The sequence below is a fragment of the Pantoea sp. GCM10028869 genome (genome assembly GCF_042666835.1).
GTDB lineage: Bacteria > Pseudomonadota > Gammaproteobacteria > Enterobacterales > Enterobacteriaceae > Pantoea > Pantoea leporis.
Genome location: NZ_JBHTGO010000003.1, coordinates 453768 through 470248 on the forward strand (window position 1 = coordinate 453768; position 16481 = coordinate 470248).

Annotated in this window: 16 protein-coding genes; 8 read left to right on the forward strand and 8 right to left on the reverse strand. The window is 53.4% G+C overall.

The features are described from left to right. Positions 1-95 precede the first annotated feature (95 nt). From ACFQW4_RS09945 to ACFQW4_RS09960, 4 genes are all read left to right on the forward strand, one after another. The gene (locus ACFQW4_RS09945; protein ID WP_101764389.1) at positions 96-956 is read left to right on the forward strand and encodes a DeoR/GlpR family DNA-binding transcription regulator; all 861 of its coding nucleotides are present in this window, start codon (positions 96-98) and stop codon (positions 954-956) included. A gap of 195 nt (positions 957-1151) precedes the next feature. Further along, on the forward strand, positions 1152-1883 hold the full coding sequence (locus tag ACFQW4_RS09950) for a YoaK family protein (protein WP_192411833.1): 732 nt from the start codon (positions 1152-1154) through the stop codon (positions 1881-1883). Between the two features lie 202 nt (positions 1884-2085). After that, positions 2086-2295 (forward strand): glycine zipper 2TM domain-containing protein, encoded by a 210-nt coding sequence (locus tag ACFQW4_RS09955; protein ID WP_377725083.1) that lies wholly within the window; start codon positions 2086-2088, stop codon positions 2293-2295. 94 nt (positions 2296-2389) lie between these two features. Then, complete coding sequence (locus ACFQW4_RS09960; RefSeq protein ID WP_110866155.1) at positions 2390-2821, forward strand: hypothetical protein; 432 nt, start codon at positions 2390-2392, stop codon at positions 2819-2821. A gap of 28 nt (positions 2822-2849) precedes the next feature. On the opposite strand, the gene idnD is transcribed toward ACFQW4_RS09960, so the two are convergent. The 4 genes from idnD to ACFQW4_RS09980 form a co-directional block, all read right to left on the reverse strand. Further along, positions 2850-3890, reverse strand: a complete 1041-nt coding sequence (gene idnD, locus ACFQW4_RS09965) for an L-idonate 5-dehydrogenase (RefSeq protein ID WP_255610235.1) — start codon at positions 3888-3890, stop codon at positions 2850-2852. 11 nt (positions 3891-3901) lie between these two features. Next, positions 3902-5257, reverse strand: a complete 1356-nt coding sequence (locus ACFQW4_RS09970; RefSeq protein WP_377725366.1) for an MFS transporter — start codon at positions 5255-5257, stop codon at positions 3902-3904. A 17-nt stretch (positions 5258-5274) separates the two neighbouring features. After that, positions 5275-6567: an MFS transporter gene (locus ACFQW4_RS09975; protein WP_377725086.1), complete on the reverse strand. Its 1293-nt coding sequence runs from the start codon at positions 6565-6567 to the stop codon at positions 5275-5277. 74 nt (positions 6568-6641) lie between these two features. Then, positions 6642-7409, reverse strand: a complete 768-nt coding sequence (locus ACFQW4_RS09980; RefSeq protein WP_377725088.1) for an SDR family oxidoreductase — start codon at positions 7407-7409, stop codon at positions 6642-6644. Positions 7410-7695: 286 nt separating this feature from the next. On the opposite strand from ACFQW4_RS09980, the gene ACFQW4_RS09985 reads away from it, so the two are divergent. Together ACFQW4_RS09985 and ACFQW4_RS09990 are read left to right on the forward strand one after the other, a co-directional pair. Next, positions 7696-8397, forward strand: coding sequence for a FadR/GntR family transcriptional regulator (locus ACFQW4_RS09985; protein ID WP_110866446.1), 702 nt, complete (start codon positions 7696-7698; stop codon positions 8395-8397). An 88-nt stretch (positions 8398-8485) separates the two neighbouring features. Beyond that, on the forward strand, positions 8486-9739 hold the full coding sequence (locus tag ACFQW4_RS09990; protein ID WP_377725090.1) for an enolase C-terminal domain-like protein: 1254 nt from the start codon (positions 8486-8488) through the stop codon (positions 9737-9739). A 330-nt stretch (positions 9740-10069) separates the two neighbouring features. On the opposite strand, the gene ACFQW4_RS09995 is transcribed toward ACFQW4_RS09990, so the two are convergent. Next, positions 10070-10378, reverse strand: a complete 309-nt coding sequence (locus tag ACFQW4_RS09995) for a hypothetical protein (protein ID WP_110866151.1) — start codon at positions 10376-10378, stop codon at positions 10070-10072. A gap of 125 nt (positions 10379-10503) precedes the next feature. On the opposite strand from ACFQW4_RS09995, the gene ACFQW4_RS10000 reads away from it, so the two are divergent. Next, positions 10504-10785, forward strand: a complete 282-nt coding sequence (locus ACFQW4_RS10000) for a VF530 family DNA-binding protein (protein ID WP_137385789.1) — start codon at positions 10504-10506, stop codon at positions 10783-10785. 289 nt (positions 10786-11074) lie between these two features. Continuing rightward, positions 11075-12505, forward strand: a complete 1431-nt coding sequence (locus tag ACFQW4_RS10005) for a cytosine permease (RefSeq protein ID WP_192233849.1) — start codon at positions 11075-11077, stop codon at positions 12503-12505. A 156-nt stretch (positions 12506-12661) separates the two neighbouring features. Here ACFQW4_RS10005 and ACFQW4_RS10010 read toward each other — a convergent pair whose 3' ends face one another. From ACFQW4_RS10010 to ACFQW4_RS10020, 3 genes are read right to left on the reverse strand one after another with little or no spacing between them, the layout of a single operon-like run. Continuing rightward, positions 12662-13780: a lactonase family protein gene (locus ACFQW4_RS10010; RefSeq protein WP_377725093.1), complete on the reverse strand. Its 1119-nt coding sequence runs from the start codon at positions 13778-13780 to the stop codon at positions 12662-12664. A 9-nt stretch (positions 13781-13789) separates the two neighbouring features. Then, complete coding sequence (locus tag ACFQW4_RS10015; RefSeq protein WP_377725095.1) at positions 13790-15133, reverse strand: enolase C-terminal domain-like protein; 1344 nt, start codon at positions 15131-15133, stop codon at positions 13790-13792. Beyond that, the gene (locus ACFQW4_RS10020; protein WP_110866146.1) at positions 15111-16463 is read right to left on the reverse strand and encodes an MFS transporter; all 1353 of its coding nucleotides are present in this window, start codon (positions 16461-16463) and stop codon (positions 15111-15113) included. The genes ACFQW4_RS10015 and ACFQW4_RS10020 overlap by 23 nt, the downstream gene beginning before the upstream one ends. Positions 16464-16481: the final 18 nt, after the last annotated feature.

The window sequence follows — 16481 nt, forward strand, 5'->3', positions numbered from 1 at the left end:
ACGCAGTGTAACGTTAGTCGCAATTTGCCAAAATCCGTATTAAACGCTGTAATGAGTGCCGAAAACGCTTCTCGCTTCACTTTCCCGGATGAAATATGGCGCATAACCCGCAGGACTCTTCACTTGGCGTATTTATGGCCGAAACCTTACCCAGCGATAGCCGCCAGGCGCGTCAACTGGCCCGTCGCCAGTTAATCGCCGAAGCGGTGATGGCAGAAGGGGCGATCCGCATCGAAGACATCACCGATCGCTTCGGCATCAGTTTGATGACCGCCCATCGTGATATCGACGAAATGGTTGAGCGCGGCCTGCTGCATAAATCGCGCGGCGTGGTGTCTGCGACGCCAACCAGCCTGGTTGAATCCAGCGATATCTATCGCGCCACGCGTCAGCTGGAAGAGAAACAGGCGATTGCCGATGTCGCCGCGACCTACCTCGAACCGGGACAGGCGATTTTCCTCGATGATTCCACCACCGTGCAGCAGATGGCGCGGCTGCTCTCGGCGCGCGCGCCGCTGACGGTAATCACCAATTCCCTGACCCTCATGAACGAGCTGCGCAATGGCCGCGATATCACTTTGATGGGCCTCGGCGGGCAGTTCTATCACTGGTGCAATGCTTTTATGGGCCGCATGACGCGGGATGAAATTGCCAGCCTGCGCGCCGACGTGTTTTTCGTCAGCATGTCAGCGATTATCGATGATGCAGTGTTCCACCAATCCGCAGAAACGGTGGAGACCAAACGCGCGATGTTTGATGCCGCGCAGAAGCGCATTCTGATGATGGATAACACCAAGTTTGAACGCCGGGCGCTGCACCGTTTTGCGCATCTGAGTGAATTCGATGTGGTAATTGTTAATCAGGGCACGCCAGTGCCTATTTTGCGGCGTATGCAGGATTTAGGCGTGAATGTGGTGGTCGCCCCGATGAAAATAAATCATTCGGTTAATTCCTGAAAAGGCGGGCATCCTAAATGGCGACCTTTATATGACGTGCCAATCTTTACATTAATTTAAATATATCCCGCCTCGTTGATTTTTTTTACTTTCTTTAATCTGCTCAGCGTCTTATTCGGGGATTTCCTGGTTATGTACGCCGCGTAGTGCTCTATGGTTATTATTCGGCCCTGGTTCAGAATAATGAGGTATCTGATGCTGATTAAACTTAAACGCACACGAACGCATGATGAGGACAGGAATCTGGCAATGTGGCTCGCCACGGCCGCCGGTGTGCTCAATGCAATCGCCTTGGGGGCGTTTGGCTTTTTCCCCTCGCATATGTCAGGTAATACCTCTCAATTATCCAGTGAAGTATCGAACGTTAATTTCCGTGATATCACCTTTTTAGCCACCATCCTGTTTGCCTTTGTTTGTGGTGCGGTCACGGCGAGAATGGTGGTGATCAGCGGATTAGCCAATGGCAATCGCATTATATTCTGCCAAATATTGTGGGTTGAAGGGCTGGCCTTAATAGCGTTATCGCTGTTTGAAATGTTCTTTTATTCGTCGGCCAACAACCGGGAAGTTATTGTCATTCTGGGCTTCCTGATGGGCGTGCATAATTCAACCTCTACGCAGTTATCCAATGGCCGCGTACGTTCAACCCATATTACCGGCACGCTGACCGATGCAGGAATTTCGCTGGCATCGGTATTAGCCGCGCTGTTCCGCCGCGATCCGTCGAAACAGCTGTCGGGTCAGAAACGTCAGCTGTGGACGCATCTGACCACGATATTTTCCTTCCTGATCGGCGGGATTGTCGGCCTGATGATGTTTAAACATCTAGGTTTTAAAGCCATGTCGATGGTCGGCGGCATACTGCTGATTGTTGCCACATTGGCGATGGTGAGAACGGTGGCACGGGTAAAGCGGGCGGCTTCCTGAAATGATGGAGTGTGTGCAAGGCGGCGACTTTTTCGCCGCCTCGCTAGTGCCAGCCGCAAATAAGAATTTTTACCTTCCGTCTCATCATAAAACACCTTAAATTCACGCCGACGAGCAGTGCCAGTCACAACAGATTGGGTATTTTAACAACAATCAAATAAACACTTTTGCATGCCATCTATTCATGGCAGTGAGGCTTTGTATGCTTTTAAAACGCAGCTGTAATATTGCTATTGTCGTACTGGTCATGTTTTCTGTTACCGCGTGTGGCATGTCGCATCGTGGCAGAAATACCGCGATTGGTGCTGGTATTGGTGCGGTAGGCGGTGCGGTACTTACCGGTGGTAGCACCTTCGGTACATTGGGTGGCGCGGCGATTGGTGGTTTAATCGGGCACGAAGTTAGCAGGTAAGGCAATATTCTCGCGTAACTATGAACTTTATTTCACTCTCATTTATGCTGCATAGGATATCAATACTGTTCCTACCGCAAAAAGAGGTGATGACATGGAGTTCCACCGTAAAAACTGGCATGAGAAAGCCTTCGATTTAGCGAATCGAGGTATTTCACTTGGTTCGCTGGGTGAGCATCAGGCTGCAGCCTGTTCATGGGGTGCAGCCGCTGAATTAGCCAAAGCGCATCTGCGAGATGACGATATCTATTTCTGGATTATGAGCGGCTATGGCGCAATATTAATCCAGTGTCAGCGCTATCAAGAAGCAATTGAAGCGGCGAAAGAAGCCCTCGATTGGGAAGCGCAACAAAACCAAATACTTTCCCGAATGACGCTTGCGCGTGCGCTCTATGCTCTGGGCGCAGTTGATGGCGCAAAATTTTATTTTCAGCAAATTTATGACATGCAAGGTGATGGCATTTTTGCTGCATTACCCGAATTCGAGCACGCCACCCTGAAGGATTTAGTCCGTTTCAGGAAATAACCGGAGAGGCTTTCTCTCCGGTTATCCTTCAGAAAACCAGCTGGACTTTAGCCGCACGCTCTTTATCCGCTGCCAGCTCCAGCGCGAGTGCGGCATCCTGCATGGGCATTTCGGCTGAAAGCAGCGGCAGCGGATTGATTTTGCCTTGCTCAAGCCAGCGTACTGCGGTAGTGAATTCGCTGGTGAAGCGGAAAGATCCGCGTAACTGTATCTCTTTGACCAGCAACGGCCCGATGGGATAGTTTACCTCTGCCGCGCCCATGCCAAGCTGCACGATAATGCCGCCCGGACGGGTAAAGGCGACCAGCGAAGCCACCGCCGCGCCTGCGCCGGAAGCTTCAAAACAGACATCAAAACTGCCGCCATTTTCTGTCCAGCGCTCAATTTGCTGTTCGTCACGCGGATCCAGCGCCGCGCTGGCACCCATATTGATCGCCAACTGACGACAACGTTCGCTGATGTCGGTAGCCACCACTTCGGTGGCACCCGAAGCCAGTGCCGCCGCGATGACCAGACAACCGATCGGTCCGGCGCCGGTGACCAGCACGCGCTTGCCGGTCAGATCGCCAGCCTGGCGTACCGCATGAATACACACCGCCAGCGGTTCGGCAAAGGCCATCACTTTGGCATCCGCGCCATCGCTGTACGGTACGCACTGCACGGGATTAACCGCCACATATTGGGCAAATCCGCCGTTAACATGCGGGAAAAACTGCGCGCTGCCCATAAAGCGCATTGAGCGACAAAGATTCTGTTTTCCTTCCTGACACAGCGCGCACAGCTGGCACGGTTGGGAAGGATTGATCGCCACGCGCTGGCCAACCTTCAGGTCGCTGTTTTCTGGCACTTGCTCGATGATGCCAACAAATTCATGGCCTAAAATCATCGGCGCTTTCAGTACCGACATGCCCGCGCGGCCATGCTGGAAATAGTGAATATCCGAGCCACAAATCCCGCCACGCTCAACTTTGACTAACACTTGCTGCGCGTTCCACTCAATTTCCCGCGACTCACAGCGCACATCATGTGCGGCATTGACGATCACCGCGTTCACTGTTTTCTGCTGCATTATGCTTCTCTCTATGCGTTTGAAGGGGTTTCAAATTTCTTTTTATTTTCAGCCGGTTGTTCGCCGGGCGGCGTCATCACTTCAATTTTGCCAACCAGCAGCAGGTAGGCCAAAAAGCCCATCAGTGCGACGGCAGCGATGTACCACATCGCGTATTGGAAGTTGTGGGTGCGCTGCAAAATAACGCCGATGATGATCGGACTGACAATACCGGAGAGATTGCCAAAAATATTCAGAAAGCCGCCGATGGTGCCGATTAAGTGGCGCGGAATCACATCGCTGCACACCACCCAGCCGAGATTAGAGAAGGCGTTGGCGAAGAAGGCGATAGAGAGAATAGCGATGGCAATTATCGGGCTGTCCTGGAAGAAATTCACTAGCGCAATCGAACAGGTGAGCAACATCCCCAGCATTACCGGCAGCTTGCGTGCAAAGGTGCGGCTGCGGCCACGCTTGAGCAGGAAATCACTCAGCGTTCCGCCGCACAGCACGCCAGCCATCGCCATCAGATAAGGGAACATTGCGCCAATCCCCGCTTTATCGATCGACAGATGCAGCCCTTTTTCCAGATAGACAATAAACCAGGTCAGGAAAAAGTAGAGCGTCGATGAGGCCGCGAACTGCGCGATAAACAAACCCCAGGTGGTGCGCTGGCGCAGAATGTATTTTACCGACAGCCAGTTAACCTTGCCGTTTCCGGTTTGCTGATTCACTGAACTGTGGCCGCCGCCTTTGCGGATGATATCGAGTTCCGCATCATTCACTTTGCTGCTGTGCTGCGGGTCGCGATAGACAATCAGCCAGTAAATGCCGAACACAATGCCCACCAGGCCAGAGAGATAAAATGACATCTCCCAACCCCATTGAGAGACGATAAACGACAGCACCGGCGTCAGCAGCGCCAGACCAATGTATTGCGCGCTGGAATAGGTTGCCGTTGCACGCGCACGTTCATGGTCGGGAAACCAGGTGGCGATGATTTTGGTGTTGGAGGGAAAAGAGGGCGCTTCTGCTACGCCAATTAGCGCGCGGCACACCAACAGCATCATAAATGACGCGGTGGCGGTGGTGAAAAAGTGATGCGACGCCAATCCCATTAGCAGGGTAAACAGGCTCCACAGCACAATCGCGCTGCCGTACAGCCAGCGCGAACCAATACGGTCAAGCAGATAGCCGACCGGAATCTGGCTCAGAGCATAAAACCAGGTAAACATCGAAAACAGTAAACCTAACTGCGTGGCGGATAAGAAAAACTCGCCCTGAATATGAGAACCGGCTACCGCCAGGTTAGCGCGATCCATATAGTTGATAGCGGTGACAATAAACAGCATGAATAAAACGCTTAAACGCGTGCGCGTGGGTTTCATGGTCATGACTTCATTCTCTATGAGTGTGCAGAGCGGGTTTGTGCCGTTGGCATGCTCAGGCTACTAAAGGTGGTCAGTGCGGTGAGTAATACCGCCACAACCAGCGATCCGCCCATAAATACATAAGAGGCCGCTGGGCTGCCGGTCAGGCCATTGAGATAGCCCACAATCCATGCGCCGACGAAGGATCCCAACGCACCGAAGCAGACCACGAAGGACATCGCGCCCGCTACAACGTTGCGTGGCAGCATCTCAGGGATCGCAGCGAAGAAGGGTCCGTACGGCGTGTACATCGCACCGCCCGCGATCACCAGCAGCACCCATGAGAACCAGAAGTGCGTCGCACCGAGCGTAAAGGAAGCAATGAAGCACACCGCGCCCAGCCCAAGGAAAAGCAGCACGATGTTTTTACGCTGCTGGTATTTATCGGAGAACCAGGATGCGGTCAGCATCAGCGGCACGGCGAGCAGATAGGGCGCGGCTGAGAGCCAGCCGGTCGCGACAATACCCATGCCGGACGCGCTCTTCAGCATGGAAGGCAGCCACATGATGAAACCGTACATGCCGATATTCCAGAAGAAGTGGATAAACGCCAGCGCCAGCACTTTAGGCGAGCAGAAAGCTTCACGGTAATTCTTAACCGGTTTGATCGACTGCTGCTCTGCCGCCAGCGCGTTTTCCACCGCGCGCTTTTCGGCCTCGCTCAGCCATTTGGCATCACGCGGTCGGTCGGCATAAATTTTCCACCAGATAAACGCCCACAAGATGGCCGGCACGCCTTCGATAATGAACATGCCGCGCCAGCCAAAGGCGTTCACCAGATAGCCGGAGAGAATCGACATCCACAACACGGTAATCGGATTGCCGAGGAACAGAAAGGTGTTGGCTTTGGAACGCTCCGCGCGCGTGAACCAGTGGCTGAGGAAGATCAGCATCGCTGGCATCACCACACTTTCCGCTACGCCGAGCAGAAAGCGGATCACCGCCAGCAGCGCCACACTGTGCACCATGCCGGTGGCGGTGGCCAATGCGCCCCACAGGATCAGGCTCCAGAAAATCAGCTTCTTCGCCGAGTGCTTTTCCGCGTAAATGCCGCCCGGCACCTGGAAACAGAAATAACCGAGGAAAAACAGTGCGCCGAGTAATGCCGAAATGGCGGGCGTGATATTGAGATCTTCAGCCAGACCTGCGGCGGCACCAAAACCGTAGTTGGCACGATCGAGGTAGGCGAGGCTATAGGTAATAAAGGCAATCGGGATGAGTTTTCCCCACCGACTAGCCGGTAAAATCCCTGCAATATTCTGGTTCATGCTATGACCTCAGGTCGCTTGAGTAGGATACAGCTGAGTCTTGATGCCCAGCTTAGGTCGTTTAAATCGGTCCGTTATAAGGTGGCGAGCCAGCCGCCATCCACGTAAATCATCTGGCCATTGACGTAATCGGAAGCAGAGGACGCCAGATAGATGGCGGTACCAACCAGTTCGTCGGGTTTTCCCCAGCGACCAGAAGGATTACTGCTGCAGACCCATTTATTGAACTCTTCGTTTTCGATCAGCGCTTCGTTCATATCGGTGAGGATATAGCCCGGCCCAATGCCGTTGGTCTGGATATTGAACGGCGCCCATTCAGCCGCCATCGATTTGGTTAACAGCTTGATGCCGCCTTTTGCCGCAGTGTAGGGCGCGACGGTAGGGCGCGCGGCTTCGCTGGTCAGCGATCCGATATTGATAATTTTCCCACCGCGCTGGCGTTCCACCATGCGTTTGGCTGCAGCACGTGAGACGAGGAACGCGCTGGTGAGATTGACATCCAGCACCCGCTGCCAGTCGCTCAATGCCAGTTCCAGCATCGGTTTGCGGAACTGAATACCTGCGTTGTTGATCACGATGTCGACGTGAATATTCTCTTCATCAAGCTGCTGGAATACCGCTTCAATCGCGGCTTCATCTGCCACATTGAATAGAAAGCCTCGGGCATCCAATCCCTGTTGCTGTAATTGCTCCAGCGCCTTATCCATGTGCTCCTGACGCGTGCCATTCAGCAGCACTTTTGCGCCGGCTTGCGCCAGGCCTTGTGCATAAGCAAATCCCAAACCGCGCGTTGAGCCGGTAATCAGGGCGGTTTTCCCGGAGAGGTTAAATAAGGTCTGCATAACAAAACGTCCTTCATGTAACATGACTAACAAGTTGGATGAGTTACTTTTACGTTATGCGCAGAAAGGCAGCAATTGGCAGGCGAGAGATTTGTAAGATATCTCACAATTTTTTAATGTCATCGTCAGAAGGTAATTATCTACTTTTGAAGATTAACCTAATGAAAGTAATAGTTAAATTTCGGGGTTTTCCAGTATCGCTTTTGCTGCGCGAAAAATTGCTGCTTGTGTTGCAAGCAGTGACGCGTTAAAAAGCGGTAGACATGTAGGACAAGTGAGTAAAGCCGTGGCGCTGGAAAGTATCCAAAAACATAACGTGGTTGATGTCATCTACGAGCAGATGAAGCAGAACATTCAGGATGGTCTGTGGGAGCCGGGCTGTAAGTTGCCGTCAGAAGCGGAATTGACCGCAACCTTTCAGGTGAGCCGCGTCAGCGTGCGGAGTGCCGTGCAGAAGCTGCGAGACCTTGGCGTGGTGGTGACGCATCAAGGGAAGGGTACCTATGTTACCCGCGAAGTGGCGCGCTACGGATCGTTCAGCGATAACCAGCCCATTCTGCACCTTTCGCAGGAAGAGTTTGATGATATGCGGGTTTTCCGTCAGACCGTCGAGTTCAAATGTATGGAGCTGGCAGTGCAGAACGCCACAGATGAGGATGTCAAAGTGCTGGAAAGCGCCCTAAATCGCATGCTGGTGAGTAAAGATGACTACAAGAAGTACTCGCTGGCGGACTACGATTTCCATCTGGCTATTGTGAAAGCCTCGCACAACAAAGTGTTCATCCACGTCATGGAATCCCTCAAGGGGATTTATGTGCATTACCTCGAAGAGTTGAACCGCGTATTGGGCATTACGCTGGAAAGCGTTGAAGCCCACATTAAAGTCTTTATGGCGTTGAAAAACCGCGATGCCTCGCTGGCAGCCGAGACGCTTAATAGCGCGATGACACATAACGTGCACGCCATCGAGGATGTACGCCATAACTGAATAACCAAAAGCCCTGCACAGGGCTTTTTAATACACATAACATGTAGGACATCATACAGCATGTTATCCAGATACTGTGAGGATCATGATGAGTAACCTGAAAATTACCGATGTAAAAACCATCCTTACCGCGCCAGGCGGCATCGATTTGGTGGTGGTAAAAATCGAAACCAGCGAACCCGGTTTATACGGTTTGGGCTGCGCCACCTTTACTCAGCGTATCTACGCGGTCGCCGCCGCGATTGAAAACTACATGAAGCCGTTTTTGATCGGCAAAGACCCGGCGCGTATCGAAGACATCTGGCAATCGGCGGCGGTCAGCGGTTACTGGCGTAACGGTCCGGTGATGAATAATGCGCTCTCCGGTGTGGATATGGCGCTGTGGGACCTGAAGGGTAAAGTTGCCGACCTGCCGGTGTATGAACTGCTTGGCGGCAAATGTCGTGATGGCGTGCCGCTTTATCGCCACTGCGACGGTGCCGATGAGATACAAGTTGAAGACAACATCCGCGCGCGCATGGAGGAGGGCTATCAATATGTGCGCTGTCAGATGGGCATGTATGGCGGCGCGGGTACCGATGATTTGCGTTTGATCGCCGGCAAGCTGGCCAAGGCGCGCAATATCCAGCCGAAGGTGTCACCGCGTAATCCTACTCACGGCATCTATTTCGATCCGGATGCTTATGCGCGTGCCGTACCGCGCCTGTTTGATCATCTGCGCAACAAGCTCGGTTTTGGCGTTGAGTTTATTCACGATGTGCACGAGCGCATCACGCCAATCGCTTCGATTCAGTTGGCGAAATCACTCGAACCGTATCAGCTATTTTTCCTCGAGGATCCGGTTGCGCCAGAAAATATCGACTGGCTGAGTAAATTACGTAGCCAAAGCAGCACGCCAATTGCCATGGGCGAGCTGTTTACGCAAATCAACGAGTGGAAGCCATTAATTCAAAACCAGCTGATCGATTATATTCGCTGCCATGTCAGTACCATTGGCGGCATTACACCGGCGAAGAAGCTGGCGACTTTTGCGGAACTGTTTGGCGTGCGTACAGCGTGGCACGGTCCGGGCGATATCTCACCGATTGGCGTGGCAGCAAACCTGCATATTGATCTGAGCATCACCAATCTTGGCATTCAGGAGTACACGCCGGTGAATGAGGCGCTGCAGGAAGTGTTCCCAGGTTGTCCGGAGATTGATCGCGGTTATGCCTACCTCAGCGATCGTCCGGGGTTGGGCGTGGATATCGATCTGAAAGAGGCGGCGAAATATCCGGTGTCAGGTGGTATTCCGGACTGGACTAACGCGCGTCTGCCAGATGGCACGGCGGCACGTCCGTAAACGTATTTAAGATTGGAGAGGAACCACTGATTAGTTCCTCTTTTATTTAGTTTTCAAAACGTCCTGAGGTTGCTTCGAATCGAACGTTTCCGCAAAGGCATCCGCAGGTGAAATGGCTCATGAATTTTATCCGTAATGATGATGTTGAGGCGAATATCCGAATTTAGCCGTTACAAACCAAAGAGCGCATAATGTATATTATGTTAAATGAATCATCTCATTGCGCACTTCAACCATCATCCGCTCATCATCTGCCTTCTTTCACCTCCGTCACCAACAATCCGTAACCCGCGATCATCCCGGCGACGGACTGTTGAACGCACGTTGCCGTTATCTGCGCCCTTTAATCACCGACGCCTTCCAGTTGAAATCACTGACTTCACTCTCTTTCAACGATTCAGGTTTCTTCCTGCGGGTTGGCGTTTTCTTTGCCTTTTCAGCCAGCGCTTTCTCTTTGGCCAGTTTCGTCGTCATAATCTGCTGCCGGGCTTCCGCAGTGAACTCTTTCTCTTTCTTTGCATCCGGCTCTTTGCCAGTGCGCTGGCGATACTTCTCCATCAATCCCTTAAACGCTTCTTCTACTGCAACGCGTTCACTGAGATTGAACTGATCGATGGAAATCATTTTCTTGTCGTTCATAGCGTACCGTCCAATAGTGATTTTCTGGCAACAAGTGTACAGCATTTACCGGCAATGAAGATCGCACCATTGCCGCTTACGTGGCTTTCTTGTAACCTTTGCCGTCAACATTTTAAGGATTTCCTATGAACGATCATCGCTCCAAAGATCCCTTGCACGGCGTCACGCTTGAGATGCAAATTAATGCGCTGGTCGCCCATTATGGCTGGGCCGAACTGGGTAAGCTCATTAATATCAACTGCTTCAAAAGCGATCCAAGCGTTAAATCGAGCCTGAAGTTTTTACGCCGCACACCCTGGGCACGCGCTGAGGTTGAAGCACTGTATCTGGATTCACTGGATGATTTTGCTGCGGATAAGGCAGATGATTCCGCGCCAAATCCCTGGACCATGGGCAAAGATAAGTAATTTCAGGCGACAAAACCGGCAGCGCTACGTGAATTCTCGGCAACTTCCACCCTGCTCTTTTTGCAGAATTCACGTAGCGACATCATATAAGTTCTCCCATTTATCCTCCGCTCTGTCACTTTCATAACTTCCAACCTTGCCCGCGTCATCACATTTTCCAATGACCGATCGTATTGTAAGTTTCCATGCTGCATGACAATATCGCTACATGTATATACATGTACCACCAAGAGAAGCCACATCACACTAACAATAATTTCCCACCTTTAGCCGCTTCAGCGAGGAAACTATGTCAGCCGAATCACCTGCAGCAGATTACGCCGGCGCAGAGAAAAAGCGCCTGTCAGAAACGCGATCCATTGATTACATTCCTCCGAGCGAACGCCACGGACATCCTTTCAGCCAATTCACCTTGTGGTTTGGTGGCAATTTGCAGATCACCGCCATCGTAACCGGCGCGCTGGCCGTGGTGTTGGGCGGCGATGTGGTGTGGTCGATCATCGGCTTGCTGGTTGGGCAAGTTGTGGGCGCGGCGATCATGTCACTGCATGCCATTCAGGGACCGCGTCTCGGATTGCCGCAAATGATCACCAGCCGCATGCAGTTTGGCGTATACGGTGCGGTGATTCCGTTGGTGTTGGTGTGCATCATGTATGTCGGATTCTCTGCCAGCGGCACGGTGTTGGCCGGACAGGCGCTCGCCAAACTGATTAATACCAGCAATGCGTCAGGCATGATCCTGTTCAGTGCGATTATCGTCGTCATCGCGGTGCTGGGATATCGCGTGATTCACAAGCTCGGTAAAGTAGCCAGCGTGATTGGCGTGCTTGCCTTTGTTTACCTGTTTATCACGCTGCTCTCAACCCATGATCTGTCCGCGGTGTGGCAGAACCAGCATTTCACGGTCGCTAACTTCCTGCTTGCGGTTTCGTTGTCGTCGTCATGGCAGATTGCATTTTGCCCGTATGTTTCTGACTATTCGCGCTATTTACCGGCTAACGTCTCAGCCAAAAAACTTTTCAGCTGCGTTTTCTTCGGCACGGTTTTAGGAACGCAGGCTTCAATGACGTTGGGTGTAATTGTCGCGGCGATTGCCGGTAAGGCTTTCTCTGGCAACGAGGTTGGCTATATTGTCAGTTTAGGCAGCAGCGCTACGATGGCGATGGTGATCTATTTTGCGATCTGCTTCGGCAAAATCACTTTCACCACGCTGAATGCTTACGGCAGCTTTATGTCACTCACCACCATCGTTTCTGGCTTCCGTCAGAAAACCGCATTAAGTCGTGGCGGCCGCATTCTGTTTGTGGTGTTGATGGTGACGATTTCTTGTGTGATTGCGCTGATTAGCGAACCCGCTTTCCTGAAATCATTCACCCATTTCCTGCTGTTTTTACTGGCCTTTTTTGTGCCGTGGAGCGCAATCAGCCTGACCGATTTCTACCTGATCACCAAAGGTAAAGTCGATGTACCGGCACTCTCCCAGCCCAACGGACGTTACGGTCGCTGGAACTGGGCGGGCATAATTGTCTACTTCTGCGGCGTGCTGGTACAGTTGCCGTTCATTGATAATCCACTGCATCACGGTTCGTTAACCTGGATTTTTGCCGGTAATGATGTGTCGTGGATTATTGGCTGGATTGTCACCGCACTGTTGTGGTTAGCCGCAAGAAAGGTCGATCGTCGAGGGACTTTGTCGCACTCTGCTTACCCCAATCAGTGACATTGTCACGTATGTCATATTAATGAATCGCGCTCACAAGTGCTTGCGACTTTGAGCGCATTATCATTCAGCCAGCCCACCGCTACACTTTAACTAACGAGAAATATAAGCAACTGTAAGGCGCACCTGGTCGCCATTAATGGCAATCCTGAGGGATTATTTGTAACTCACCACCGTCACCCAATTGGCGTCACCGCCGGCCGGTGCTTTGCCAACGCGCTTTAGCGCCCCGCTTTCTTGATCAATGGCATAGCTGCCGGTCACCGCACTCTTTTCGCCGCTGGCAATCAACCAACGTCCGTCAGCGGTGATCGCGATGCCGCGCGGCTGTTTCTCGACTTGCCAGCTATCAATCAGCGTCAGTTTGCCGTCTGCTTTGTTAATCCGGTATCCGCTGATGGTGCTGCTGGTCCGCTCGCTGACATAGAGAAAACGGCCATCCGGCGTCAGACGAATATCGGCCGCCCAGATGCGCGGCGTGGTGTCGCTGTAGCCCGGCGGTCGCTCTTTGCCGTGTTGCAGTTGATATTTTTCCGCTACCGCATTTGGCGTCTCCGCTACTTTCACCAGCTCACCGCTGGCTTCACGACGAAACTGCGTAATGATGCCGCCCATTTCACCGATGTTGTAGAGATAGCGATTATCCGGCGACAACACCGAATGGCGCGGTCCGTTTTCTGTCGCCGTTTTAACATAGCCGTTGCCTAACCCCGAAAGCTCGCCCTCGGCGCTCAGTTTCAATTGCAGCACGCGATCGGTGCCGAGATTGCCGACATAAGCCTGCTCGCCGCTCGCATCAACAATCACCGAGTGCGCGGCATGTCCGGTTTTGTAACTCCCGACCGGCGGCGCAATCAGCTTGCCGTCGCTATTGAGTCGATAAACGTGCACCACATCGCCATCATAGGAAGCGCCCAGCAGAAAACGACCCTGCGGATCCGTGCTGATGTAGGGATAACTGGCCGCAGCGGATACGCTATTCAACGGGCTGAGATCGCCCGTTTTGCTGTCGATGTTCCAGCTCACCAGTTGCAGCGGTTTACTGCGAATCGCGGCGTAAAGATGTTTGTGATCGGCGCTCAACGCCATCGGCATCACTTTGCCGCCGACCTGAGTGCGTCCTAATAGTTGCAATGCACCGGTTTGCTCATACTGCGCGTAGCGCGCGATGGTGCCATCATCGGCTTCTGAAACGTAGACAAAAGTCTGCGCCAGCAACGGCGCGCTGGCGGCCAACGATGCTAAAAGCGTCGCCGCGCGTAATAGGTTCTTCATGCTGCTTCCTTAGCGTACCAATGACGGACGTTTGGCGTCATAGCGCCAGTTATCGATCAAAAACTGCATCCCCAGCGCATCGTTGCGATTTTTATCCGGCAGCGCGTTATATAGCGCATGCGCCTGTTCGATGCGATCCATATCCAGCTCGATGCCCAATCCCGGCCCCGGCGGTAACTCCAGATAACCATCGCGGATTTGCGGCGGTTGACGCGTAAGCTGCTGACCATCCTGCCAAATCCAGTGCGTATCAAAGGCGGTTTGACGATCGCCAGGCGCGGCGGCACCCAAGTGCGCCACCATCGCCAGCGAAATATCAAAATGGTTATTGGAGTGGCAGCCGGTTGTCAGCCCCCATTCGTTGCACAGCTGCGCCACCACGTTGGCGTTACGCATCGTCCAGAAGTGCGGATCGGCGAGCGGAATATCAATGGCATTCAGTTGCAGCGCATGATGCAGCTGGCGCCAGTCGTTGGCGATCATATTAGTCGCGACCGGCACGCCGGTGGCGCGGCGAAACTCGGCCAGCGTTTCCCGACCGGAATAGCCTTGTTCAGCGCCACAAGGATCTTCCAGATACGGCACCTTCCCCGCCAGCTGCTTGCCAAAGCGAATCGCCTCATCCACCGACCAGCTGGCGTTAGGATCGACGGTGACGCGTGCTTCAGGGAAGCGCGACAGTAGCGCTTCCACCGTTGCCACTTCCACTTCGCCTGCCTGCACGCCGCCTTTGAGCTTGAAGTCGCGGAAGCCATATTGCTCAACTGCCGCTTCGGCCAGTCGCACCACGGCATCGCTGTCCATCGCCGCTTCATGACGCAGACGGAACCAGCCTTCTTGCTCATGCTCCCCTGATCGATAGTGCATATTGGTGCGCTTGCGATCGGCGATGTAGAACAAATAGCCCAGCACCGGAATGCGATCGCGCTGTTTACCGCTGGCAAGCAGGTCCGCCACCGGCAGGTTAAACAGTTTGCCTTGCAGATCCAGCAACGCCGCTTCAATGGCGGCGGCGGCGTTATAAAACTTCTCCGGATTCATTTGCGGGATATGAATGTCGTTGGTGTGCGAGGTTTGTTGCTGACGCGCTTCGCTGCTGAACAGCTGGCTGAGTGTCGCGTTGAGACGCAGCAGCGAACTACCTTCTATCAGCGGGCGAAACTGTTCCAGCAACTGCAAGGTGGATGCATGACACGGCGTTTCGCCTACGCCGGTATGTCCGGCGGAATCGGTCAGTATCACGATGATGCGCGTGAAATAGCAGTTATGGGCGCCGCCAATGTTCAATAACATGCTGTCGTAGCCGGCAACCGGCACGATGCGCATCGATTTAATGACTGGACTGTCTGACATGGTTTCTCTCCGTGTGACCGAAAGCGGGTGGAACAGGTTTGCGACGCAGCAGCAAATAGAGTCCGGTAACCACAGACACGCTGGTTAGCGCGTAAAGTCCGCCGGTGGTGCTGCCGGTGTGCATTTCGAGGTAGCCGAATACCGTGGGCGCAAAGAAGCCACCGAGGTTGCCAATCGAGTTGATCAGCGCAATGCCGGGCGCGGCAATCGAGGCGGGTAATTCACTTTGCGGCATCGGCCAGAAGAACGCCGCGCTCACTTTGGATCCGATGCAGGCCACAATCATCGCCACAAAGCCAAACCACGGCGTACCCAGCGTAGCCATAAAGGTGCCGCACGCGGCGATCAGCATGGCGATGCCGAGCCCTTTATCCAGTTTATCGCGATAGCGGTCGGTGGCTTTGCCGAGCAGAAACAGCGCGACGATAGCGAACAGCCACGGCACGGCGGTCAGCAATCCGGTTTCAAAGCTGTTGAAGCCCTGAATACGCTGAATGATTTGCGGCAGCCAGAACACTAACGTGTAGCCGGTCATGGTCATGGTGAAGAAGATCAGGCAGTAAGACAAAAGGCTGCGATCGCTGATCAAGCCCCAGCGGCCGTGTTTCACCGCGTGCTCTTCGCGCGCATCATCTTCCAGCGCTAACTGCTGCGCCAGCGCTTGTTTCTCGGCATCGCTCAACCATTTCGCGCCTTGCGGTTTGGATACCAGCACAAAGGCGGCCAGCAAGCCGATCACCATCGATCCGCCGCCTTCCACAAACATCACCCATTTCCAGCCCGCGATGCCGCCAACATCATGCATCATCAGAATGGCACCGGTGAGCGGACCGGAGAACAGAAAAGCGCTGGCGGTAGCGCTTAACACCATCGCGGTAGCTCGCCCTCGCCACGCATTCGGCACCCATTGACGAAAATAGAACAGCACGCCAGGGAAGAAGCCGGCTTCCGCCACGCCGAGCAGGAAACGCAGCAGATAGAAATGCAGCGGCGTACTCACAAAACCGGTAAGCACCACCACCATGCCCCACGTAATCATGATGCGCGTCAGCCACACGCGTGCGCCGAGTTTCTTCAGCATCATGTTGCTCGGCACTTCAAACAGCGCATAGCCAATAAAGAACAGCCCCGCGCCTAAGCCGAAGGCGGCCGCACTAATGCCTGCATCCGTTTGCAGTTCGGCTTTTACGAAGCCAATGTTAGCCCGGTCAATTTGGTTCACAATTAACATCAGCGCCAGCATCGGAATGATGCGGCGGAAGAACTTGCCGATAGCCGAGGCGATATGCGCGTCATGATCGGGCGATAATACGTATTGTTGTTGTGTCATGCGTCACCTGTAGGGAGA